This is a genomic window from Sphingomonas palmae (genome assembly GCF_900109565.1).
GTDB classification, from domain to species: Bacteria; Pseudomonadota; Alphaproteobacteria; order Sphingomonadales; family Sphingomonadaceae; genus Sphingomonas; species Sphingomonas palmae.
Genome location: NZ_FNZZ01000002.1, coordinates 73,590 through 95,504, shown reverse-complemented (window position 1 = coordinate 95,504; position 21,915 = coordinate 73,590). Strand labels below are relative to the sequence as shown.

The 21,915-nt window shown below is 67.7% G+C and carries 25 protein-coding genes; 14 read left to right on the top strand and 11 right to left on the bottom strand.

Annotated elements, in window-relative coordinates; translation table 11 throughout:
- Positions 1-49 precede the first annotated feature (49 nt).
- From glpX to BMW51_RS05060, 6 genes are all read left to right on the top strand, one after another.
- Positions 50-1,018 carry a class II fructose-bisphosphatase gene (glpX, locus tag BMW51_RS05085; RefSeq protein WP_093004076.1) on the top strand — a complete coding sequence of 323 codons (969 nt, stop codon included), beginning with the start codon at positions 50-52 and terminating at the stop codon, positions 1,016-1,018.
- A gap of 255 nt (positions 1,019-1,273) precedes the next feature.
- A complete protein-coding gene (locus tag BMW51_RS05080; protein WP_093004074.1) occupies positions 1,274-1,996 on the top strand; it encodes a CPBP family intramembrane glutamic endopeptidase in 723 nt (240 codons plus the stop codon).
- A 434-nt stretch (positions 1,997-2,430) separates the two neighbouring features.
- The gene (locus BMW51_RS05075; protein ID WP_093005036.1) at positions 2,431-3,630 is read left to right on the top strand and encodes a multidrug effflux MFS transporter; all 1,200 of its coding nucleotides are present in this window, start codon (positions 2,431-2,433) and stop codon (positions 3,628-3,630) included.
- 113 nt (positions 3,631-3,743) lie between these two features.
- Complete coding sequence (locus tag BMW51_RS15830; protein WP_143051800.1) at positions 3,744-4,076, top strand: hypothetical protein; 333 nt, start codon at positions 3,744-3,746, stop codon at positions 4,074-4,076.
- A 150-nt stretch (positions 4,077-4,226) separates the two neighbouring features.
- Entirely contained in the window at positions 4,227-4,418 is a 192-nt protein-coding gene (locus BMW51_RS05065) for a hypothetical protein (protein WP_093004070.1), read from the top strand.
- Positions 4,419-4,635: 217 nt separating this feature from the next.
- Positions 4,636-5,025: a hypothetical protein gene (locus BMW51_RS05060; RefSeq protein ID WP_093004068.1), complete on the top strand. Its 390-nt coding sequence runs from the start codon at positions 4,636-4,638 to the stop codon at positions 5,023-5,025.
- A 78-nt stretch (positions 5,026-5,103) separates the two neighbouring features.
- Here the strand turns inward: BMW51_RS05060 and BMW51_RS05055 are convergent, their stop codons facing one another.
- Genes BMW51_RS05055 through BMW51_RS05040 form a run of 4 tightly spaced genes read right to left on the bottom strand, consistent with a single transcriptional unit; the run spans position 5,104 to position 8,713 of the window.
- Complete coding sequence (locus BMW51_RS05055; protein WP_093004066.1) at positions 5,104-5,514, bottom strand: acyl-CoA thioesterase; 411 nt, start codon at positions 5,512-5,514, stop codon at positions 5,104-5,106.
- A complete protein-coding gene (locus tag BMW51_RS05050; protein WP_093004064.1) occupies positions 5,511-6,077 on the bottom strand; it encodes a DedA family protein in 567 nt (188 codons plus the stop codon). Before BMW51_RS05050 ends, BMW51_RS05055 begins: the two co-directional genes overlap by 4 nt.
- Positions 6,078-6,081: 4 nt before the next feature.
- Positions 6,082-8,187, bottom strand: a complete 2,106-nt coding sequence (locus BMW51_RS05045) for a S9 family peptidase (protein WP_093004062.1) — start codon at positions 8,185-8,187, stop codon at positions 6,082-6,084.
- A 55-nt stretch (positions 8,188-8,242) separates the two neighbouring features.
- Entirely contained in the window at positions 8,243-8,713 is a 471-nt protein-coding gene (locus tag BMW51_RS05040) for a hypothetical protein (protein ID WP_093004060.1), read from the bottom strand.
- Between the two features lie 191 nt (positions 8,714-8,904).
- Between BMW51_RS05040 and BMW51_RS05035 the strand changes: the two genes are divergently transcribed.
- The 6 genes from BMW51_RS05035 to egtD are packed head-to-tail and all read left to right on the top strand — an operon-like array spanning position 8,905 to position 13,178.
- A complete protein-coding gene (locus BMW51_RS05035) occupies positions 8,905-9,225 on the top strand; it encodes a DMT family transporter (RefSeq protein ID WP_093004058.1) in 321 nt (106 codons plus the stop codon).
- 34 nt (positions 9,226-9,259) lie between these two features.
- A complete protein-coding gene (gene gluQRS, locus BMW51_RS05030; RefSeq protein WP_093004056.1) occupies positions 9,260-10,090 on the top strand; it encodes a tRNA glutamyl-Q(34) synthetase GluQRS in 831 nt (276 codons plus the stop codon).
- A gap of 9 nt (positions 10,091-10,099) precedes the next feature.
- The gene (locus tag BMW51_RS05025; RefSeq protein WP_093004054.1) at positions 10,100-10,333 is read left to right on the top strand and encodes a twin transmembrane helix small protein; all 234 of its coding nucleotides are present in this window, start codon (positions 10,100-10,102) and stop codon (positions 10,331-10,333) included.
- 13 nt (positions 10,334-10,346) lie between these two features.
- Positions 10,347-10,904, top strand: a complete 558-nt coding sequence (locus BMW51_RS05020) for a cob(I)yrinic acid a,c-diamide adenosyltransferase (RefSeq protein ID WP_093004052.1) — start codon at positions 10,347-10,349, stop codon at positions 10,902-10,904.
- Between the two features lie 35 nt (positions 10,905-10,939).
- Positions 10,940-12,199, top strand: a complete 1,260-nt coding sequence (egtB, locus tag BMW51_RS05015; RefSeq protein WP_093005034.1) for an ergothioneine biosynthesis protein EgtB — start codon at positions 10,940-10,942, stop codon at positions 12,197-12,199.
- 1 nt (position 12,200) lies between these two features.
- Complete coding sequence (gene egtD / locus BMW51_RS05010; protein ID WP_093004050.1) at positions 12,201-13,178, top strand: L-histidine N(alpha)-methyltransferase; 978 nt, start codon at positions 12,201-12,203, stop codon at positions 13,176-13,178.
- Between the two features lie 15 nt (positions 13,179-13,193).
- Here the strand turns inward: egtD and BMW51_RS05005 are convergent, their stop codons facing one another.
- Entirely contained in the window at positions 13,194-14,207 is a 1,014-nt protein-coding gene (locus BMW51_RS05005; protein ID WP_093004048.1) for a DUF1176 domain-containing protein, read from the bottom strand.
- A 79-nt stretch (positions 14,208-14,286) separates the two neighbouring features.
- Between BMW51_RS05005 and BMW51_RS05000 the strand changes: the two genes are divergently transcribed.
- Positions 14,287-15,156, top strand: coding sequence for a 3-hydroxybutyryl-CoA dehydrogenase (locus tag BMW51_RS05000; protein ID WP_093004046.1), 870 nt, complete (start codon positions 14,287-14,289; stop codon positions 15,154-15,156).
- A gap of 18 nt (positions 15,157-15,174) precedes the next feature.
- On the opposite strand, the gene BMW51_RS04995 is transcribed toward BMW51_RS05000, so the two are convergent.
- From BMW51_RS04995 to BMW51_RS04970, 6 genes are all read right to left on the bottom strand, one after another.
- Positions 15,175-15,780 (bottom strand): hypothetical protein, encoded by a 606-nt coding sequence (locus BMW51_RS04995; RefSeq protein ID WP_093004044.1) that lies wholly within the window; start codon positions 15,778-15,780, stop codon positions 15,175-15,177.
- Positions 15,777-16,025: a hypothetical protein gene (locus tag BMW51_RS04990; RefSeq protein ID WP_093004042.1), complete on the bottom strand. Its 249-nt coding sequence runs from the start codon at positions 16,023-16,025 to the stop codon at positions 15,777-15,779. The genes BMW51_RS04995 and BMW51_RS04990 overlap by 4 nt, the downstream gene beginning before the upstream one ends.
- Positions 16,026-16,124: 99 nt before the next feature.
- Positions 16,125-16,337: a cold-shock protein gene (locus BMW51_RS04985; protein ID WP_093004040.1), complete on the bottom strand. Its 213-nt coding sequence runs from the start codon at positions 16,335-16,337 to the stop codon at positions 16,125-16,127.
- A gap of 316 nt (positions 16,338-16,653) precedes the next feature.
- Positions 16,654-17,640 (bottom strand): agmatine deiminase family protein, encoded by a 987-nt coding sequence (locus BMW51_RS04980; RefSeq protein WP_245708293.1) that lies wholly within the window; start codon positions 17,638-17,640, stop codon positions 16,654-16,656.
- Positions 17,637-19,316, bottom strand: a complete 1,680-nt coding sequence (locus BMW51_RS04975) for a M28 family metallopeptidase (protein WP_177171537.1) — start codon at positions 19,314-19,316, stop codon at positions 17,637-17,639. The genes BMW51_RS04980 and BMW51_RS04975 overlap by 4 nt, the downstream gene beginning before the upstream one ends.
- 86 nt (positions 19,317-19,402) lie before the next feature.
- Entirely contained in the window at positions 19,403-19,642 is a 240-nt protein-coding gene (locus BMW51_RS04970; RefSeq protein ID WP_093004038.1) for a hypothetical protein, read from the bottom strand.
- Between the two features lie 159 nt (positions 19,643-19,801).
- Between BMW51_RS04970 and BMW51_RS04965 the strand changes: the two genes are divergently transcribed.
- Complete coding sequence (locus BMW51_RS04965; protein WP_093004036.1) at positions 19,802-21,895, top strand: M13 family metallopeptidase; 2,094 nt, start codon at positions 19,802-19,804, stop codon at positions 21,893-21,895.
- The last annotated feature ends 20 nt before the right edge of the window (positions 21,896-21,915 follow it).

Below are 21,915 nucleotides of genomic sequence, written 5' to 3'. Positions count from 1 at the left end.
TTAACGCGTTAAACATCGGTGCTGCGGCGCCACCAAGAGGATTTCAGCGATGACCACGACGGCCTCCAAGGTGCTCGACCGCGTGCTCGTGCTCGAAATGGTGCGCGTGACCGAAGCCGCGGCGATCGCGGCGTCGACGCTGACCGGCCGCGGTGACGAGAAGGCGGCCGATGCCGCCGCGGTCGAGGCGATGCGCGCCGCGCTCAACGAGCTCGACATGGACGGCACCGTCGTGATCGGCGAGGGCGAGCGCGACGAGGCACCGATGCTGTTCATCGGCGAGAAGGTCGGCAGCGGCACCGGCCCCGCGATCGACATCGCGCTCGACCCGCTCGAAGGGACGACGATCTGCGCGAAATCGGGGCCGAACAGCCTCGCGGTGCTGGCGATCGCGGAGGGCGGTGGCCTGCTCAACGCGCCCGACGTGTACATGGACAAGCTGGCGGTCGGCCCCGGGCTGCCCGATGGCGTGATCGACCTCGATCGGACGCCGACTGAGAACGTCGAGGCGATCGCCGCGGCGAAGGGCGTCAAGCCCGCCGACATCATCGCCTGCGTGCTCGATCGCCCGCGCCACGAGGCGCTGATCGCCGAGCTGCGCAGCATCGGCTGCGGCATTGTGCTGATCGGCGACGGCGACGTGGCGGGCGTGATCGCGACGACCGACCCCGACACCACGATCGACGTCTACATGGGATCGGGCGGCGCACCCGAGGGCGTGCTGGCGGCCGCCGCGCTGCGCTGCGTCGGCGGGCAGTTCAAGGGCCGCCTGCTGTTCCGCAACGACGACGAGCGTGCGCGCGCGGCGAAATGGGGCGTGACCGACCTCGACCGGCAGTACGATCTGACCGATCTGGCGAAGGGCGACTGCATCTTCGCGGCAACCGGCGTGACCGACGGTTCGCTGCTCGCGGGTGTGAAGCGCCGCGGCAAGGTGATGACGACCGAGAGCGTGGTCATGCGCGCGTCGTCGGGCACGGTGCGCTGGGTCAAGGGCGAGCACCGCCTCGACCGCTGACGCCTGCAGGGCGGCTGCTGGGCAGGTCCGGTCTATCGCGGGCGCGCGGCGGGGCCCTTCTGCTATTCCGCACGGACCGACGCGAAGTTGCGCGAGCCATAGCGCCCCGCGTTCGCGGCGTCGCAGGACGCGGACCGATCTCGCTTCCGTTGCACGTCGGCGCCGAGCATGGCGGAACGATGCGGCGGCGCCGGGCATCCTCCACGTTATCGGACGGTGAGAGGATCGGAGCGATGAGCGCAGCGGAACCCTCGCGTGGCTGACCGGCTGTGGGCAGCGGCGTTGCTGGTGCTCGCGCTGGCGGCGTTCGCGCATTTCATTCGTGGCGGCGAGGTCGGGTTTCCACCGCCGCACTGGCCAAGCGGGCGCGCGCGCTACTTCACGCGCGCCGCGTCGAGGATCGCGCTGCTGTTCGGGGCGCCGGCGATCGTGTTGCTGACTGCCGCAGGCCGGATCGACGCGCTGTTCGCGATGCCGCAAGCGTTCGCGCCCCTCCGACAGGTGACCGGCGCGATTTCGCTCGCGGGCCGCTCGACGCTGCTCTTGGGCGGCGCGGTGCTGACGGGCGCGCTGATCGGCGCGGTTGCGGCGCGGGTCACGCGTCGGCGATTGCAGGTCGGACGCATCGGCGCGGTGCTGCCGCGCGGGCGAGGCGAACTCGGCTGGGGCGTGCTGCTCTCGCTCGTCGCGGGCGTGTGCGAGGAATGCTTCTTCCGCTTGCTCATACCCCTGCTCGCGACGATCGTGACCGGCGAGCCGGTCGTCGCCTTTGTGCTCTCGACGCTCCTGTTCGGCGCGGCGCATCGGTATCAGGGTTGGACCGGTGTGATCGCCACGACGCTGGTCGGCGCGCTGCTCGCCTACGCTTATGTCGCGACCGCCAGTCTGTGGGTCGCGATCGGACTGCACGTGTTTATCGATCTGAACGCGCTGGTGCTGCGCCCGCTGCTGACCGGCAGGATCGACTGGCGCGCCTGACCGTCAGCGCCAAGTCGCCCCGCCTTCGCGTGGCAAAGACGGGGCGACCTGCTGTCCGTGAGGCGCGGATGCGCCCCGCCGATGCTGATAGCAGCAGAAGGTGTAGAAAAGATGGCGCTCGCGTGGCGCAGATCGCTCCACGTCGCGCAAACTCGCGCAGCGCGGCGTGAAGCGACCTTCCGTAGCACCCGAAGCAAAGGGATGCGGCGGGTTGCGGACAATCTCCATCATTCGATGTAGCAACACAAGAACACAATTGGCATGGGCGTGCCGATCTGACGCAGCCGGCACATCAGCTGTGCGCATCAACCGTCGAGTGTGCCGTCAGCGTTACGGCAGCATCGCTGACAACGGTGGCATTGTGCAGCGCAACAGATTAACCGAGCGCCATGAATCAGGCGTCCTCAACCACCACCTCGGGCAGTGCCGCGGGGATGCATCCGCGCGAGTTCGTCGCCTTTATCGCCGCGCTGATGGCGGTGAACGCGCTGGGTGTCGATCTGATGCTTCCCGCGCTCGCCGACATGGGCGCGCAGCTGGGTGTCGCGACCGCGAACCACCGGCAATGGATCATCACCGCCTATATGCTCGGCTTCGGCAGCGGTCAGCTGGTCTACGGCCCGCTCGCCGATCGGTTCGGGCGTAAGCCGATCCTGCTGGCGACACTCGCGGGGTTCGTGGCAGCGAGCGTGTTCGCGGCCGGGTCGCAGACGTTCGCGGCATTGCTGGGCGCGCGCGTGTTGCAGGGCTTGATGTCCGCCTCCACGCGGGTGCTGGCGGTGGCGATCGTGCGCGATCGCTTCCACGGGCGGCAGATGGCGCGGACGCTGTCGGTCGCGCAGATGATCTTCTTCCTGGTGCCGATCATGGCGCCGACACTGGGTCAGTTGCTCCTCAACACGCTCGGCCCGTGGCGCTTCATCTTCTACGCGCTCGCCGCCTTTGCCGCCTTCGTGCTCGCCTGGTCGTCGCTGCGGCTGGTCGAGACGCTGGCGATCGAGCGGCGTGGGAGCTTGTCTATAGCCGCGCTGGGCAGCGCCTATCGCCTGACGCTCACCAATCGCTTCTCGGCCGGCTACGCGATCGCTGCGGCAATGACGTTCGGCGGGATCATCGCGTTCGTCTCTTCCGCGCAGCAGATCTTCGTCGAGGAGTTCGGCATGGGCGACCGCTTCACCTACCTGTTCGCCGCCTGCGCCTTCGCGATGGGCGTCGCTTCGTTCGCCAACAGCCGGTTGGTCGAGCGACTCGGCACCCGGCTGATCTCGCAGGCTGCGGTACTGGCCCTTATCGCGCTGTCAGTCGGGCACATCGCCGTCATCCTGCTCGGCGTCGAGTCGCTGGTCAGCTACATGCTGTTCCAGGCGCTCAGCATGACCTGCATCGGTCTGTGCGGATCCAATTTCGGCGCGATGGCGATGGAGCCGGTCGGGCATATCGCGGGCACCGCCTCGTCGATCCAGGGGTTCATCACCAGCGTCGGCGCGGTGATCGTCGGATCGCTGATCGGGCAATCGTACAACGGCACCACGCTGCCGCTCGCGATCGGCTATCTCGGCATCGGCATCGCGGTGCTCGGCGTCGTGCTAGTGGTGGAGGAGGGCAGGCTGTTCCACGCGCGCCAGGCGCCCTGATCGTCGCGCGTCGTCGCGCGTCGTCGCGCTTACCGTCTCCACTCGTCGCACGGCGCCAACAAAGGATAGTTAACCGGGCAACCGTTCTCGGGCGCGGTGGTTGGCCATTACGTATGTTGCGTAGTTTGCTTGATATCGCCTGTGGCCAGCGTGCTGAGGTTCGCGCGCTCGCCTCCACCTACGTCGCACGTTACGGCCCTGACGCGCTGGCGCTCGCGCGGATGGCGCGCGCCGATCTGCTGGAGCGTGGGCGGTGCGCGCGGGCCGCGCTGTACGATCAAGCAATCGATCTGCTGGCGCTCCGCATCGTCGATCATCACCAGGCTCGACGCGCACCGTTCAAGTTGAGAATGACTATCAGTGACATGTCGCAAGTCATGCCGCGTCATCAGCATCGATGCTCTCAGCAACGCACGCTGAAGTTGTTGCAAATGTCACCAACCTGATAACTTTGTTCTTGATAGTCGTTCGCACTGCTGTATGAGAGTGATTCGCAAGGGGCGAATACTCTTGTTTTCCGGAACTCGGATGCGTTACTCAAGTTGAGTAAGGCAGACGGACGCGTTGCTGTTGTCCAGCCAGACCGGAGAAAGATCATGGCCCTCACCACCATCGACGGCGCGGCCTGCGCCAAGTGCAAGTTCTTCGACACTGAGGCTTCGGGCGAGTCGCTCGGCCTGTGCCGCTACAACCCGCCGATCGGGCAGGCGAACGGCGACGCCGCCGGCGTGTGGCCGAAGGTCGAGGCGAGCGACTGGTGCGGGCATTTCGAGCCGGCGAACGCCTGAGCTTCAACAACTGACGAACATACGCCGTCCGCGCCCTGCGCGGGCGGCGTTGTCGTATCTGCGACCGGTCGAATCGATGAATGATATGATATGTCGGACTGGAGCGGATCGGTGTCGTGTTGACCGAATGACCGTTCGAGGCATCCAAGCGATTTGACGAAGAGCCGCTGACGTTATAATGAGAACCATTCTCATCGAACGTGGCGGCTTTTCTCGCATGTACGATCTCATCGACCGCGCGGTCACCGACCTGCGCACACCCGACCGACTGGTGCTCGACGCGATGCGCGCGTGGGTGCACACACTGACGCTGGCGGGAGAGCCCAAGCGCGCCGTCGCCGGCCGTTTCATCGACGGCGGTTCGTCGTTCGATGCGGCGATGACGATCCTCGATCGCTGCTCCGCCGACACGCTGTCGTTCCAGCGCCCGTGTCATCCGCAGGTCGAGGAAATCGAGGCCGTGCTGCTGGGATTGTGGCGCCTCGTTCTCGAGGGTCGCCAGCCCGAGGCGATCGCGACGGCAGCCCTCCTGGTGGACGCGGACGCGGCGAGGGACCTCGTCCGCGCGATCCGCAACATCCCGCCGCCGCGCGGGACGCTTCACTGACGCCCACGTCAACGAACAGCCGAATAGGCCGATACAAACTGCGGCTTGTTCGACGAAGCGTGAAGCGGCTTTCGTCCGCTAGTGTTCGACGCCAATTTCCTCATCGAGGAACGGCGCGGCGATTTTCTCGCGGATACGGACCAGACGGCCGGTGGCGCGATCGATCATCGCCCAGGTCGTGACGCCCTCGACGCGGACGCGGCCGTCGTCGCCGGTGAAGCGGAAATGGCGATCGAAGCGCGCGCCGCGTGGTGGCTCGGACACCCAGGTCTCGCCCGTCACCCGCTCGCCCTCGCGCACGTTGCCGCGATAGTCGATCTCGTGCCGCGTCACGACCCAGACGAACGCGTCGCGGTGCTCGGGCGCGGCGACCGCGTGCCAGTGGGCCACCGACAGATCCTGTATCCAACGCACCCACACCGCATTGTTGACGTGGCCGAGCTCGTCGATGTCGTCCGGTGCCGCGATAAAGCGCTGCGTAAAGGTCATGGCTTTCCCCTTCCTCGCCACCAGTGGATCGCGGCGACGATCAGCCCCGCCGCGACGACGCCGCCGACGATCCACCACAATCGCGTGTCGTGGCGCAGCCGCCCGACGAACTCCTCCACCGCATCGCCGAACAGATAGCCGATGCCGGTAAAGATGATCGCCCAGATGATCGCGGCGACCAGGTTGATCGCGAAGAACTGCCGCTGCGAGATGGTGGTCGTGCCGACCGCGATCGGGCTGACGGTGCGCAGTCCGTAAAGAAAGCGGAAGACGAAGATAAAGCTGCGCGGATGCTTTTCCAGCTGTTCCTGCGCGCGTGCGAACGCCGCGGTGCCGCGCAGTCTCTCCACCCAGCGGTGATGGCGAAAGTGCCGCCCGACCGCGAACCAGCCCTGGTCGGCGAGGAACGACCCCGCCGCCGCCGCCGCCGCCGCACCGGGCAGCGAGATCAGCCCTTGGTGCGCGAGCAGCCCGCCTGCGATCACCGCAGCCTCGCCCTCCAGCGCGGCACCGGCGAACAGCGCGGCGAGCCCGTACTCAGCGACCAGCGACTCGATCGACACCAGCTCAGGCTTCGACGCCCAGCTGCCACAGCACGAAGGCGTGCTCCTCCGCGCCCTCGCGCAAGCTCTCGAACCGTCCCGACTTGCCGCCGTGCCCTGCGCCCATGTTGGTTTTCAGCAGAAGGATGTTGGCGTCGGTCTTGGTCGCGCGCAGCTTCGCCGCCCATTTCGCGGGTTCCCAGTAGGTCACGCGCGGGTCGTTGAGCCCGCCGGAGATGAACAGCGGCGGATAGGCATGCGCGCGCACGTTATCGTACGGGCTATAGCTGCGGATCAGCTCGAACGCGGCCTTGTCCTCGATCGGGTTGCCCCATTCGGGCCACTCGCCCGGCGTCAGCGGCAGCGATTCGTCGAGCATGGTGTTGAGCACGTCGACGAAGGGCACGTCGGCGATCACTGCGCCCCATAGTTCGGGATCGGAATTGACGATCGCACCCATCAGTTCGCCGCCAGCGCTGCGCCCCGCGACCGCGATGCGGCCCTCGCTGGTCCATCCATCCGCGACCAGCGCGCGCGCGACGTCGACAAAGTCGTTGAACGTGTTCTCGCGCTTCTCGAGCTTGCCGTCATGGTACCATTGCTGGCCGAGGTCATCGCCGCCGCGGATATGGGCGATCGCGTAGGCGAAGCCGCGGTCGAGCAGACTCAACCGCCCGGTCGAGAAGCCCGGCGGGATCGCGTGGCCGTAGGCACCGTAAGCGTAGAGGAACAGCGGGCGGCTGCCGTCGCGTGGAAAGTCCCCCCCGTCATCGTCGAGCTTATAGACGATCGACACGGGCACCTGTGTGCCGTCACGCGCGGTGATGTGGAGGCGCTCGGTCGCGTAGCGGCTCGCATCGTACCCTGACGGAATTTCCTGCACCTTAAGCGTGGTCAGCTCGCCGGTCGCCACGTCGTAATCGTAGACGGTGCCCGGAGTGACCATCGATTCGTAGCCGAGCCGGATCACGCGCTGGTCGTACTCGGGATTGTCGCCGGTGCCCGCGGCATAGCTCGCCTCGGGGAAACTGATCCGCTTCGGCTCGGCGTCATCGTAGGAGTGGATCAGGATTTGGTCGAGCCCGTCTTCTCGCCCCTCGACGATGAAGAAGTCGGCGAAGCACTCGACCCCGGTCATGTAGAAATGCGGTGACGGAGCGATCAGCTCCGACCAGTCGCCCGGCGCCGAGATCGGCGCGGTGACGAGCCGCCACATCGGGTCGGTGTCGTTGGTGTGGATGAACAAGGTGTCGCCGTGCGTGTCGACATCGTACTCGCGCCCGGCCAAACGCGGCGCGACGAGGATCGGCTCGGCAAAGGGATCGTCGGCGGGCAGCAGGCGCACCTCGCTCGTCACATGGTCGCCGGTGCCGATCACGATCCAGCGCCGGTCGCTCGTCTCGCCGACCGCGACGCGGTAGCCCTCGTCATCCTCGTGGAACAGCTCGACGTCGCTGGCGGAATCGTCGCCGAGGCGGTGGAAGCGCGCATTGTCGGTGCGCCACTCCTTGTTGGCCAGCCCGTAGAGAAAGCCGCTGTCGTCCGCGATCCAGACGATGTCGGACAGCATTCCCTCAATCACGTCGGGCAGCAGTTCGCCGGTGGAAAGGTCTTTCACGCGAACGGTGAAGCGTTCCGACCCGTTGTCATCGACCGCGTAGGCGAGCTTCGTCGCGTCGTTCGAGATCGAGAAGCCGCCGAGGCGGAAATATTCCTTGCCTTCCGCCAGCGCGGGCTCGTCGAGGATCAGTTCGTCGGCCGAGCCGTCGTCGGCGCTGCCGACGGGCCGGCGCCACCACTTACGATACTGACCGCCGGTCTCGAACGCGGCCCAGTAGAGGTAATCGCCGTCCTTCTGCGGGACCGACGATTCGTCCTCCTTGATGCGCGCCTTCATCTCTTCGTACAGCCGGTCGACGAGCGGCCGGTGCGGCGCCATCTGCGCCTCGAAATAGGCGTTTTCGGCCTCGAGATAGGCGAGCACGTCGGGGTCGTTGACCTCGGGGTAGTTCGGGTCCTTCAGCCACGCCCAGGGATCGCTGATCGTGATGCCGTGGGTGGTGAATTCGTGCGGGCGCGTCGGGGCGACAGGCGGCTTAGGTGCGGCTGCGGCGTCGGTGTGATCGGTCATGCGCGCGTCCTAACGTGCGACGCGGGCTTTAGTCACGCGCCACCGCGCGCCGGTGTCACTGATCGCGGTAGGATCGCAACTCGCTGCGCAGCGCGAGCGGCAGAAGGTTGGGCGAGCTGCCGACCTCCATAACCTTGTTGCTCCAGCGTCCGGTGTCGCGCTCGAACACCGAGGCGACGAAGCGGATGCGGCCATCGCCGATGCGCTGCGCGGTGCGGAACGCCACGATCGCGACGGGTTTGCGGTCGTCGATCAACACACTGTCCAGCAGTTGCCGGTAGGAGCCAACCTGCTGCACGCTCGCCCGTGCGCGACCGTCCTCGACCATGTTTGGCGTCACGCAGACGTGCGAGGCGGCGCATTCTACGTCCGCGTCAGTTATCCCCGACACGATGTAGCGGCCGTTCAGCCGCGCACCGAGCCCGGCGAGCAGCGCGTAGCGATCCTGCGGGTTCAGATCGATCGTTGCGGGCGCGGCGGGCGCAGCGCCGGCGATGGCGGCGGACAAGGAGAGAAGGAACAGCATGCAAGCCTCCCGATAGTGGTGCCGCGACCCCGCGGAATGCGAGGCTAACACGCCGGGATAAGCTTGTATCCCCCAATCGGTTGCGGAGCGGCGGCGGCTCGGCTAGGGCGCGCCACTTTGACGTGCAGCGCCTCTTTCGGGTTTCCGGCGGCTGTACCCATTCCAACGAGCCCGTGAGTGGAGAAAACCCGATGGCGTGGGTCATTCTGGGCGTGGCGGTCGTGACCGAGATCATCTGGGCGCTGAGCCTGAAATGGGCGGCGGTGCAGGGCAGCTGGGTGGCATCGGCAGTTCCGGTGACGCTCAGTTTCGTCAACATGGGACTGCTGGCGCTGGCGATGCGCGGACTGCCGGCGGGCACTGCCTACGCGGTGTGGACCGGGCTAGGCGCGGTCGGCGTCACGATCTTCGGCGTGATTCTGTTCGGCGAGAAGCTGAACCCCGCGCAGATCGGGTTCATCGCGCTCATCATCATCGGCGTCGTGGGGACGAAGTTCTTCGCCACCGCTTGAGCGCGCGCGCCGGCGTACGCATGTGCCGGAGCGCATGATCGTCACACGCTTCGCGCCGTCGCCGACCGGACGGCTTCATCTCGGCCACGCATACTCCGCCATCCGCGCGCACGACCTGGCGCGCAGCGGTGGGGGGCAGTTCCTGCTCCGCATCGAAGACATCGACGGCACGCGCAGTCGTACCGAGCACGTCGAGACGATCATGGCCGACCTCGCGTGGCTCGGGCTGGCGTGGGACGGCCCGGTCGTGTTCCAATCGGCCCGGCTGGCGCTGTACCAGGGGGCACTCGATCGGCTGCGCGAAGAGCGGCTGCTCTTCCCCTGTTTCTGCACCCGCGCGGAGATCGCCGAGGCGATGAGCGCGCCGCACGGACCCGCCAATGTCTATCCCGGCACGTGTCGCGGCGTGGATGCGGCGGCGCGGATGAACGAACCGCATTGCTGGCGGCTCGACATGGCGGCGGCGGTCGCGCGCACCGGTACGCTCGACTGGACCGATCGGGGCGAGACGATCGTGGCGGTGCCCGAGCAGCAGGGCGACGTCGTGCTCGCGCGCAAGGATGCGCCGGCGAGCTACCATCTGGCGGTGACGATCGACGACGCGGCGCAAGGGGTGACCGACGTGGTGCGCGGGCGCGACCTGTTCGAGGCGACGCACATCCACCGCCTGCTGCAGGCGCTGCTCGACCTGCCGACCCCGCGCTATCACCACCATGACCTGCTGACCGGCCCAGACGGCGAGCGGCTGGCGAAGCGGCACGGTGCACCGACGCTAGCGGCGTTACGCGAGAGCGGTATGGACGGCCTCGCGCTGGCGGACGATTTGCGCCGCGGGCAGCTTCCAAACGGCGCGTTTCATACCTAGGTTGACGCCATGAACACCTTTCTCGTCATCCTGCTCGTCGCGGCGATGCTCGCCACGGTGGTCGCGCTCGTCCGCGGCATCATCTCCTTTCTTCAGGAGCAATCGGCGCAGGTACGCGGCGGCGGCGACGGGCCGACCGCGGGGCAATTGAAGTCCAACCGGATGATGCAGCAGCGCATCATGTTCCAGGCGGCCGCGATCCTCGTCTGCGTGCTGCTGCTCGCCGCCGCCGGGCGTAGCTGAGCGCACCGCCGGGGTGGTCAAGCTAAACCGCATCTACACGCGCACGGGCGATCAGGGTACGACCGGGCTGGTCGACGGCAGCCGCGTGTCGAAGGCCGATGCGCGGATGGTCGCGATCGGCGACGTCGACGAGGCGAATAGTGCAATCGGCGTAGCAATCGCGAGTCTGACGAACGACGATCTGCGGAGTGCGCTGACGCGGGTACAGAACGACCTGTTCGACTTGGGCGCCGATCTGGCGACGCCGGGCGATGATTTTACGCCCGGCGAGATGACGCTGCGCATTGTGCCAGCGCAAGTCGAGCGGCTGGAGCGCGAGATTGATGCCATGAACGCCGAAATACCGCCGCTGACCAGCTTCGTGCTGCCGGGCGGGGCAGCGGCGTCGCTGCACCTGGCACGCGCGATCGTACGGCGCGCGGAGCGGTCGGCGGTCGCGATCGGCGACGCGGCGAACCCGCAAGCCTTGGCCTATCTCAACCGCTTGTCCGATTTCCTGTTCGTGGCGTGCCGCGCGGTGAACTTATTGGCAGGTGGGGACGTTCTATGGGTAGCCGGGGAAAACCGCTAACATAGAATAATCTGGTTGGCGGCGGGGAGATGATGATGGAACCGCAGCGTCAGACCGCTGGATCGCACAATGAATTGGCACGCCGTTTCGCCAGCGTTCGCGCGTTGAGCGAGGCGCTGGTCGCCCCGCTCTCCGACGCCGACGCGACCGTGCAGTCGATGGACGATGCCAGCCCGGCCAAATGGCATCTGGCGCACACCACCTGGTTCTTCGAAACGTTCGTGCTGCGCGATCACATTGCGGCCTACCAACTACACGACCCACGCTTCCCGTTCCTGTTCAACAGCTATTACGAGGCCGAAGGACGCCGTCACGCGCGCGGGCGCCGCGGCATGGTGACGCGGCCGACGCTGGACGAGGTGCTGGCGTACCGTGCGGCGGTGAACGACGCGTTGCTGACGGCGATCGACGATCTGCCGGACGCCGCGATCGAGCTCGTCACACTCGGCTGCCACCACGAGGAACAGCATCAGGAACTGCTCGTCACCGACCTGCTCCACCTGATGAGCGAGAACCCGTTGGAGCCCGCGGTGTGGCCCGCGGCACCCAAGGTGCCGGTCGCGATGCCGGCCCCGATCGGCTGGATCGAGAGCGACGAGCGTGTGGTCGAGGTCGGTCACGATGGGCAAGGCTTCGCGTTCGATTGCGAGGGGCCGCGGCACCGCGCGCTGGTGCCCGCGCACGCGATCGCCGACCGCACCGTCACCAACGGCGAGTGGCAGCGCTTCATCGCCGATGGCGGATACCGCGACGCGCGGCTGTGGCTGTCGGACGGCTGGGGCTGGGTGCAGCGCGAGGGCGTCGTCGCGCCGCTATATTGGCAGGAACGTGACGGCGTGTGGACGCGCTTCGGGCTGGACGGGCGCCGCGCGGTCGACCCCGCCGCACCGGTGACGCACGTCAGCTTCTACGAGGCGGACGCCTATGCGACCTGGGCGGGTGCGAGGCTGCCGACCGAGTTCGAGTGGGAGGCCGCAGCGCAAGGTCACCAGGCTGGCGCGGGGAACCAGATGGATGCCGCCGGACCGGTCGAACCACGTCCTGCGGCGGATGGTCCTGCGTTCTTTGGCGACGTGTGGGAATGGACCGGCAGCGCCTACCGGCCATACCCCGGTTTCCGCGCGGTCGAGGGCGCGGTCGGCGAATATAACGGCAAGTTCATGAACGGGCAGTTCGTGCTGCGCGGCGGCAGTTGCGCGACGCCACGCGGCCACGCGCGCGCGTGCTACCGCAATTTCTTCTACCCCCATCAGCGCTGGCAGTTCACCGGCGTACGGCTGGCCAAGGACCTGTAAGATGCTGAAACCCGAGATCGAGGATGGTCAGGCGAGTCTCGCCGACCCGCAGTTCCGCGCCGACGTGCTGGCGGGCCTCGCGCGCCGCCCGCGCGCGATCCCCGCGCGCTGGTTCTACGACCACCGCGGGTCGGAGCTGTTCGAGGACATCACCGACCTGCCCGAATACTACCCCACCCGCACCGAGGTCGCGCTGCTGGAAAGCCTCTGCCCCGAGTTGCACCAGCTGACCGGCGAAGGCCGCGCGGTGGTGGAGTTCGGCTCCGGCTCCTCGACCAAGACGCCGACGCTGCTCAAATGCGTGAAGCCCTCCGCCTACGTGCCGATCGACATTTCGGGCGACTTCCTGCGCGAGAGTTCGCGCACCTTGTCGGCGGCGTTCCCCGACCTGTTGGTGCTGCCGTTCGAGGCCGATTTCACCCGCACGCTGACCCTGCCGCACACGATCAAGGATGCGCCCAAGCTCGGTTTCTTCCCCGGCTCAACGATCGGCAACCTGATCCCGCTCGCCGCGGTCGACCTGCTGCGCGCGATGCGCGGGTCGCTGGGCGAGGGCGCGATGCTGCTGATCGGGATGGACCGGATCAAGGACGAGGCGGTGCTAGTGCCCGCCTACGACGATTCGCAGGGCGTCACCGCGGCGTTCAACCTCAACCTGCTCGAGCGGATCAACCGCGAGCTGGCGGGCACCATCCCCGTCGACGCATTCCGCCACCGCGCGATCTGGAACGACGACCGCGCGCGGATCGAGATGCATCTGGAAGCGACTCGCAACGTGTCGTTCACGGTCGAGGGCCGCGCCTTCGACGTAGAGGCGGGCGAGACGATCCACACCGAGAACAGCCACAAATACGGGCCGCGTGACGCGCGCATCCTGCTGCGCAGCGGCGGGTGGACGCCGATCCGCGAGTGGACCGACGACGAGGGCAAGTTCGCGGTGATCCTGGCCGAAGCGCAGGCGGAGCGGCCCGCGCCCTAGCAGAGATCGTGCGCATCAGGGCCGCTCGACGCGCGCGGTCCAGGTGCGGATGAAATTGGGATTGCCGCGGCACTCGCTCATCTCCGCCTGCTCGATCAGCCGCAGGCGGGTGCCGTCCCAAGCGAAGGCTTGCGACACGCCGCAGTCGCCCAGCCCGCGCCCCTTGGCGTAGCTGGTGAGCACGCCGTTCTCGACGCGGCCGTTGACAACGCTCGGCACCGGCGTCTCGGGATCGGCGCCGCTCGCCTCGAACCCCGCGGGCGCGTCGGTCTGCGCTGGGGTGACGCGGTTGCCGCGGATGACGAACAACGCGCCGTTGACGTTGTACGCACCCGCCGAGCACGGCAGCACCGCCAGCGACACGCCGCCCCCAACCGCGGAGACGACCGGGCTCCAGTCGACATCAGGGCTGGGCGGTGCCTCGCAGCGCGCGGTGCGCTTCATCGCCGCGACCTGCGCCTTGGTCAGACGCGCTGGCGTGCCGGTGAGCGCGCGCGCGCGGATGATCGGTGCGGCGGGAGCGGGCGGGACCGTGGCGGCGGCGTTGCGCCCCTTTGCCACCGCTGCGGTGACGGTGCCGACGCGGTGCTGGACCGCATCGACGTAGCGGAGCGCGGCCGAGATGCCGGCGAGCGACACGGTGTCGAGCGGCTTGCCCGCCCGCCCGACGAGCACGAGCGTTCGCGCCCCGGTGAGTGCCGCGACGATCCGCGCAGCGCTCGCTCCCGCCAGCCCGCTGCCCGCCACCGCGAAGCGCTGTGCGCCGACGCGCAATGCGATCGGCGCTGCACCGTCGCCCGTGTTGCCGACCGAGATCTCGTAGCCGCCCGCCGCCCCGGCCGCGCGCGTGATCGCGACCGTGTAGCCGGACACCGGCGCCCGCTCGGGCGCGAGCGAGGTGAGCGTACAGCGATGCGTATTGTCGCACCCGACCGCCCAGTCGCTGAATGTCTTGAGCGCGCCGGGTCGCGCCTGTCCGATGGCAGGCGAGGCGGCGAACAGCATGGCGGCGGTAACGATCAGGCGCATTCGGCAAAGATAGCGCGGTGGCGCAGCGGCCGCAAAGCGGGCTAGAGCGCGCGGGTACACGAGGATGAGGAACAGGCGAATGCAATCAGTGGGCGTGATCGGTGCGGGGCAGATGGGTGCCGGCATCGCGCAGGTGTCGGCGGCGGCGGGCTACCGCGTGATCCTGAGCGACGTCGACCAGGCACGCGCCGAGGCGGGCAAGGCCGGCATCGCCAAGCGGCTGGCGCGCGATGTCGAGAAGGGCAAGATCGACGCGGACGCGCGCGACAACCTGCTCGGGCGGATCGAGGCCGTCGGCGACGTGGGCGAAATGGCCGATTGCGCGCTGGTGATCGAGGCAGCGACTGAGCGAGAGGCGATCAAGCGGCAGATCTTTGAGCGCGTCGGCAAGGCGCTGGGCAGCGACGCGGTGCTCGCGTCGAACACCTCGTCGATCCCGATCACGCGGCTGGCGCAGGCCGCACCCGACCCGGCACGCTTTATCGGCGTGCACTTCTTCAATCCCGTGCCCGTCATGGGGTTGATCGAGATCATCCGCGGGCTCGCGACGAGCGACGAAACCGTGGCGACGATCGAGACCTATGCGCAGCAGCTCGGCAAGCAGGTGGTGCGCGCCAACGACGCGCCGGGCTTCATCGTCAACCGCGTGCTGATGCCGATGCTCAACGAAGCCTGCTTCGCGCTGGGTGAAGGCGTCGCGACGATCCCCGACATCGACCTCGCCTGCCAGCTGGGGCTCAACCATCCGATGGGCCCACTGACGCTCGCCGACTTTATCGGGCTCGACACCTGCCTGGAGATCACGCGCGTGCTGTTCGAGGGCACGGGCGATCCGAAGTTCCGCCCCGCGCCGCTGCTCATCAAATACGTCGAGGCGGGCTGGTACGGTCGCAAGAGCGGACGCGGCTTCTACGATTACTCGGGCGACACGCCGGTTCCGACGCGCTGATCGGAAGCGCGGGCGGGGTCAGCGCCGCGCGATCCTGCCCGCCAGGTCGTGGTAGAAGACGGCTACCCCGGCGAGTTCGCATCCATCGGGCGCCATCCGCTCGCCGACGCCGTAGCGACGTAGCCGTGTCGAGCCGGATGCGCACCAGCCCGCCGACATCCACGCGACCTCCGGCCGGTCGGCGCGTCGCACTAGCCCATGACAATGCCACAGGCACGCGCGCGAGCGGCCGAGTGCGCGCAGCCGGTCGGCGTCCGTCGTCACACCCGGCATCCGCAAGGTGGTGAGCGTCGGCGCCGGCGCTGTCGCGCTCAACAGGCGTTCGACACGGTTGGCAGCGTTATGCTCGCGCGGCTGCCCGATGCGGGTCGGCGCGACCTCATTGAGCACACCTTTGAGAAAGGTATCGAGTTCGCGCAGGCAGTTGGCGACATAGCGTGCACGTACGCCTGCCGCATCGCCGTGAGGCCACGGGTGCGAGAGGCTGCCTTCGGTTGCGACAGCGCTCAAGCAGTCGGCAGCACGCAGGAGCAATGCGACCGCTCGTTCGAGTTCGACATGCCGCTCGGGCTGGTTGGGTAGGGTGTCGGACCGTTGGCGCAGCGCCAGTGCGAGCGCGGTCACTCCGCCGCGACGATCGGGCCGGCTTCAGACGCGAGCGCTCCGGTCGCGGGCGCGTCAGCCTCGGCCCGTGCGATCGGCTGGCGGTAAGCACGCAGCTTGTCGGTTCGCTCGGCTCGAAGCGCCATTGCGTCCCACGAGGCAGCGGCGCGCTCGCAGCGTTCGCGCACGTTGCTGAGTGTCGCATCCGCGGCGGCACTGCGCTGCGTGCTGGCCTGACGGCGGAAAAAGGCGGCGTCGTTGGACATGGGCTTGAACTCCGTAGACCGGCACGACGCGAACCTATAACGTCACGGCGCCGACCAGAAACGACGGTGACGGTCGGTCGACCGCCACCGCAGCCTGCCTTATTCCGCGTGGCTGAGGTTCACCGCCGCCATCTTGCCGCGGCGATCCTGCTCCAGCTCGTAGCCGACACGCTGGTTCTGGTTGAGCGTCGTCATGCCCGACCGCTCGACCGCGGAGATGTGGACAAACGCGTCATCGCCGCCGCCGTCGGGCGCGATAAAGCCGTAACCCTTGTCGAGATTGAAAAATTTGACGGTGCCGGTGATGCTCATGTTCGTTCCTTCACAAGCGCGCCGACAGACGGACGCGCACGCCGCTCAAGGCTGCAGGGAAGGAAGGAAGAAAGGTCGCGAAGCGCCGAAAAACCGTCGATGTGCGACTATAGCCGGTCCAATGTGGGCGTGATCGCGGCGCAGCGCAAGGTTTATCGTTGTCAGCGGTGGGGTGGAGGGGGCGACGGCGGAGCCGCCGCCTTGACGTCGGATGGGCTTGGCTTCGCCTGCCCGCCGGCCGATCCCGGCCTTGCGCGGCTGGGCCGCGCAGCGCCGCCGTCGCTTCGCCGACGCGGCTAGGCCGGGATTGACGCGGCTAGGCCGGGATTTGCTGGCTTATACAGTGGAAACTCCCGCCCCCGGTCAGGATCGCGTCGGCGCGAAGGCCGACCGCGCGGCGTGTCGGAAACAGCCCCTGCACCGCGGCGACGCCCGCCTGATCGTGCTCGGTACCGTAGAGCGGCACCACGACGGCGGCGTTGCCGATGTAGAAGTTCATGTAGCTCGCCGGGATCACTTCCTCGTCGCGCAGCACGCGGCCGGGGGAGGGGACATGGACGACCTCCAGCCCCGCGGCGCGCGCGCGGGTGGCGGCGTCCTGGTAGACGCGCCAATTGGGATCGTTCTCCGCCGCCTGCGGCAGTGCGAGCCGGTTCTCGCCGACGAAGCGGGCGAGGTTATCGACGTGCCCGTCGGTGTGATCGTTCAGCAGCCCGTCGCCGAGCCAGACGACGCGTGCGTAGCCCAGATCGTCGCGCAATCGCCGCTCGATCTCGCCGCGCGACAGCGACGGGTTGCGGTTGGGGTTGAGCAGGCATTGCTCGGTCGTGACGACCGTCCCGGTGCCGTCGCCGTCGATCGCGCCGCCCTCCAGCACCCAGTCGTGCGCCTCCGCCTCAAGCCCGCGGGTGGCGGCGAGACGCTCACCGACATCGTCGTCGCCGGGCAGGTCGTATTTGCCGCCCCAGCCGTTGAAGCGGAAATCGTGCGCCACGCCTGCGCCGTCCAGGATCGCCGCGGTGTCGCGCAGCCAGATGTCGCCGAAGGGTTCGACCACGACTTGAGCGAACGGCGCCAGCGCGCGCGCGGCGTCGGCCGCCTCGTCGTCGGCGGCAACCAGGATTACCGTCTCGCCCGCGCCGTCGGCGTGGACCGCCTTGGCGAAGGCCGCGACCTCGTCGCGCGCCTGGTCGAGATCGTCCTGCCACAGCTCGGGATGGCTCGGAAAGCCGATCCACACCGCGGCGTGCGGCGCCCATTCAGGCGGCGGCGTGCGCGTCGTCACGTTCACGTCGGCGCTCATTGGGCGGCTCCGGCGCGCGAGCGGTCGCGCGCGGCGCGGAACTCGGCGGTCTTGTACCAATTGGGCCAGGCGTTGCCGTCCGCCAGCTCGCGCCCGAGCTGATAGTAGATCGTCAGGTCCTGCACCGCGCCGTCCCAGTTCCAGTCCGCGCGATACTCGTCCTGCGGCTTGTGGTAGCGGTTGGCGGTGTAATCCTCCGCCGCGGCCTTGCCCGCCGCGACCCCGCCGTTGACCAAATCCTCGCCGCTGCCGCCCGCCAGCATCGGCACGCCGAGCTTCGCGAACGAGAAATGGTCGGAGCGGAAGTAATGCCCCTTCTCCGGCGTCGCCTCGGGCGTGATCCGGCGACCCTGCGCGGCGAGCAGCGGCTTTACCATGTCCTCCAGCTCGCTCTTGCCCGCGCCCGTGATCTCGAAATCGCGCACCGCGCCGTTGACGTTCAGCACGTCCATGTTGATGCCCGCGACCGTACGCGCCAGCGGGAACACCGGGTGCTGCGCGTAATAAGCGCTGCCGAGCAGCCCGGACTCCTCCGCGGTCACCGCCAGGAACGCGACCGAGCGACGCGTCGGCGGCGCCTTGGCGAACGTTTCCGCGAGCGCGATCAGCCCCGCGGTGCCCGACGCATTGTCGACCGCGCCGTTGCAGATGTCGTCGCCGTTGACGGGCTCACAGCGCCCCAGGTGATCCCAGTGCGCCGAGTAGAGCACGTAATCGCCAGGGGCCCCGCCCTGTGCAGCGGGCTTGCCCGGCAGCACGCCGATGACGTTGTGCGACAGCGACTTCTTGATCTTGTTCTCGAACCCCACCGACATGGTGACGCCCAGCGGCACGGCGCGGAAGCCCTTGGTCGCCGCGGCGCGCGACAGCGCGGCGAAGTCCTTGCCCGCACTGGAGAACAAAGCCTTCGCCTGCGCCAGTTGTATCCAACCGATCGCCTGGCTCTGGTCCATGTGGTTGTTGGCGGCGTCGAGCTCGTACTGCTCGCCGGTCCACGACGATTGCACGACCGCCCAGGGATAGGCGGCGGGTTCGGTATCGTGGACGATGATCGCGGCGGTGGCGCCCTGCCGCGCGGCTTCCTCGAACTTGTAGGTCCAGCGACCGTAATAGGTCATCTCGCGCCCGTTGAAGAGGCCCTTGGTCTCGGGCACCGCCCAGTCAGGATCGTTCGACAGGATGATGACCGTCTTACCCTTGACGTCGAGCCCGGCATAATCGTTCCACCCCTTCTCGGGCGCGTTGACGCCGTAACCGACGAACACGACGGGCGAGTTGGCGATGCTGACCTGCGGCACCACGCGGTAGGTGCCGACCACCATGTCGCTCTTGTAGGCGAGCGACAGCGGGGTCGTGCCGCCCGAGAACACCATCGGGCGCACGGCGCTAGCGGTGCTGGCGACCATCGGTACGTCCTGCGTCCACTTGCCCGCGTTGCCGGGCTTCAACCCCGCCGCCTTCATCCGCTTGACCAGATAATCGATCGTCTTGGTCTCACCCGCGGTGGTCGGTGCACGGCCCTCGTAGGCGTCGGACGACAGCTCCTTGGTTACGTCCTTGAGCGTCTGAACGGGGATCGCGGGCGCGGGGAGCGTCGCGGTCTGCGCGAGTGCTGCGGGCGCAATCAGCGCGGAAGCGAGAAGGGTGGCGGTCAGGCGGGTGGCGATAAGGCGCATGGAAACTCCATCTGTTAGCCCGGCATCTGCCAGCCGCGACAAGCGTCCGCAAGCAGCACAGGCGCGCCGGCGCGCGAACCGCCGTGTCACACCCATTTGCCGCCGCGCACGCCGAAGCCCGCGCCGCTATGCTCCCCGTCGTCGTCGCGTGCGCGGCCGGCGAGGACGTTCTCCAGCTCGTCCAGCGTGTGCGGCACGTCGAGGTGCTGCGCGCCGAGGAACAGCCGCGTGCCGCCGTCCTGCTGCGGAACGGCGTGGGTCAGCTTGTCGATGTCGACCAGCGCGCGGCCGTCCGGCAAAATGTCGATCTGGACGAAACGCATCATCTGTTCTCCGCGATTGATGAAGGCACAACGCACGACCGCCGTGCGGCGATGCCGCCAGTCAGATCGCTCAACCAACATAGGGCAGGGATGTTGCAACATATGTCTGGTTATGTCAGTGTTGTTACCAGCGATACTATCCTTCCTTTCGGAGATTAGTCCTTGTCGAAAAAGCACTTTTTCCTCGCGGCGACCGCCGCTGCGTCGGTCGCGATCGCCGCTCCCGCGTTCAGTCGGGTCGAGCAGGTAGCACCGCCTGCACCGGCATCTGCACAGGCACCTGCGACCGACGCCGGGGCGACCAGCTACGGTTCGTGGGGCTTCGACACCGCGGGCATGGACCGCAGCATCCGGCCGGGCGACGATTGGTTCAACTTCGTCAATGGCACCTGGGCAAAGAACACGCAGATCCCCGCCGACCGCTCGTCCTACGGCGCCTTCGCGGTGCTGCGCGACCTGTCGGAGCAGCGGCTGCGCACGCTGCTGCAGGGTTATAGCGCCAGCGACACCGCGCATCCCGACCGGATGAAGGCGGCAATCCTCTACAACGGGTTCATGGATCAGGCCGCGGCGGAGAAGCTCGACGCCGCCCCGCTGACGCAGCGTCTCGCCGCGATCAAGGCGGTGCAGAACAAGGATCAGATGGCGGCGGCGATGGGCCGCGCGATCGGCGGCTTCGGATCGAGCTTCTTCGGCCCCGGCGTGGCGGACGATGCGAAGAAGCCTGACACCTACGCGCTCTACCTGCGCCAGTCCGGGCTGGGGCTAGGCGACCGCGACCTGTATCTCGATCCGAAGTTCCAACCGCAGGTCGCGCGTTATCGCCAGTACGTCGCGCAGATGCTCGGTATGGCGGGCTGGCCCAATGCGGAAAAGGCCGCGAACGACGTTGTCGCGATGGAAACCCGCCTCGCACAGGCGCACTGGACCCGCGCGCAGAGCCGCGACCGCGACAAGACCTACAATCTGACCACGCTGGCGGAGTTGAAGGCGCAGGCGCCGGGCTTCCCGTGGGATCCGTTCTGGCAGGGTGCGGGCCTCGGCAAGGCGGAGCGCGCGATCGTGTCGCAGAACACCGCGTTTCCAAACATCGCCAAGGTTTATGCCGACACCGACCTCGACACGTTGAAGGCGTGGGAAGCGTTCCGCACCGCCGACCAGATCGCGCCGCTCCTGTCGAAGCGCTTCGTCGACGCGCAGTTCGATTTCCGCTCGAAGTTCCTGAACGGCCAGCCGCAGCAGCGCGAGCGCTGGAAGCGCGCGGTCGCGTTCGCGGAGAACGGCGTCGGTGAGGGGATCGGCCGCGACTACGTCCAGCTGTACTTCCCGCCTGAATCGAAGGCGAAGATGGACACTTTGGTCGCCAACCTGCGCGTCGCGCTCGCGGGTCGTATCCAGAACTTGAACTGGATGAGCCCGGCAACCAAGGCGCAGGCTGAGGACAAGCTCAAGAACTTCACGGTCAAGGTCGGATATCCGAGCAAGTGGCGCGATTATTCGGGCCTGCGGATCGTGCCCGGCGATCTCGTCGGCAACGCCGAGCGCGCGTCGCGGTTCGAGTGGGATTACGACCGCAACCGCATGAACATGCCGGTCGACCGCGCCGAGTGGGGCATGACGCCGCAGACGGTCAACGCCTATTACAGCCCGGTCAAGAACGAGATCGTGTTCCCGGCCGCGATCCTGCAACCGCCATTCTTCGATCCCAAGGCCGACGACGCGATCAACTACGGCGGGATCGGCGGCGTGATCGGGCATGAGATCACGCACGGTTTCGACGACCAGGGTCGCAAGTCCGACGGCCACGGCGTCCTGCGCGACTGGTGGACGCCCGAGGATGCGAAGAAGTTCGAGGCGCAGGCCGACCGCTACGGCGCGCAGTACGAGGCCTACGACTTCCCCGGCCTGCCGGGCATCCACATCAACGGCAAGGCATCGATGGGCGAGAATATCGCCGATCTGGGCGGCGTGCTGATCTCACTCGACGCATACCACAATTCGTTGAAGGGCAAGCCCGCGCGCGTGATCGACGGCTATACCGGCGACCAGCGCTTCTTCCTGGGCTGGGGTCAGGTGTGGCGCACGCTGTTCCGCCCCGAGGCACTGCGCCAGCAGCTCGTCAGCGACCCGCACTCGCCGGGGCAGGTCCGCGCGGTCAACCCGCTGCGCAACGTCGACGCCTGGTACGCCGCGTGGAAGATCACGCCCGACGAGAAGCAGTATATCGCGCCCGCCGACCGCGTGCGCATCTGGTAAACTGACCGGCCGGGACGCCG